The 1077-nt window shown below is 58.6% G+C and carries 1 protein-coding gene; it reads left to right on the top strand.

Translation table 11 applies throughout. The features are described 5' to 3' along the window. The first annotated feature begins 425 nt into the window (after window positions 1–425). The gene (locus AC1DX0_RS36240) at window positions 426–1010 is read left to right on the top strand and encodes a recombinase family protein (RefSeq protein WP_477218984.1); all 585 of its coding nucleotides are present in this window, start codon (window positions 426–428) and stop codon (window positions 1008–1010) included. Window positions 1011–1077: the final 67 nt, after the last annotated feature.

Below are 1077 nucleotides of genomic sequence, written 5' to 3'. Positions count from 1 at the left end.
CTTCTAGCCAACCCTCCAAGTGAATCCACGGCGATTGCAGCTACCCGCCAACAACGATAACGCGGACCGAATTACGTTGGCGTAGACAGCACCCTCGCCCAACGCAACAAATACGCGGCCAAATCAATTTTTGGGGTCAACCACGCGAGAGGTCAACCTTGTGGGAGCGGCGACGATCTTCCCCCCGTGCCCCCAAACCCGGCTTAAATGGCCGGCAATGCGACAGCCTTGGCCGAAGCCTAGTCGGGCGCAGCCTCGAAGGGCAGCATCTAAAACGCTCCTCACGAGCTCAGTCTCATTAGGGCAAGCCCATGTGAGTCCGCCAAATGGCCTGCCAAGCAGTGTCACATGAATGGTCTCTTGACATTTCGCCTCTTAGTCTCACATAGTGGTCTCACATAGACACCAATGGGAGACCCAATGTCATGACAACAAGCACACTAGTCGGCTACGCCCGCACCTCCACCACCGATCAAAAGGCCGGCCTTGAGGCGCAGCTTCGCGACCTAGAGCAAGCGGGATGCACCAAGGTGTTTCGCGAAGAGATTTCCTCAGTGGCCACCAATCGGCCACAGCTTGCCGCAGTCCTTGAATGGGTGCGTGAGGGTGACACATTGGTTGTCACGAAGTTGGACCGCCTAGCACGCTCCGTGGCTGACCTCGTGTCGATCACTGCGGCCTTGAAGGCAAAGGGTGCAGGCCTTCGCATCCTGGCGATGAACCTCGACACCGCCACTCCCACCGGAAAGCTGATGTTGAACTTGCTGGGCTCAATCGCCGAATTCGAACGAGAGCTAATGCTGGAGAGGCAACGCGAGGGCATCGCTAAGGCGAAGGCGGATGGGAAGTATGCGGGAAGGCAACCCACGGCTCGCGCAAAGGCAAAGGAGGTGTTGAGGATGCGGGCAGAGGGGAAATCTGTTAGCGATACGGTGGCCGCGTTGGGCATCAGCAGGGCAAGTGTTTTCAGGATACTGGCGGGACACGCTGAGGCGGCGCCTACGAGCTAGGTGGATGGGAGTGGGGAAATGCATGTGAAGGCAAAATGCCTGGCGGCTGGTGCCGCCCTGTGGCTCG

This window comes from Mesorhizobium sp. P3_A9, from assembly GCF_056402975.1.
Note: the sequence above shows the minus strand (reverse complement) of the source record. Positions and strands in the feature narration are given on the sequence as shown.

Excerpts from the sequence above, each read along its gene's own strand:
- AC1DX0_RS36240 (WP_477218984.1), top strand. The coding sequence starts at position 426 with ATGACAACAAGCACACTAGTCGGCTACGCCCGCACCTCCACCACCGAT.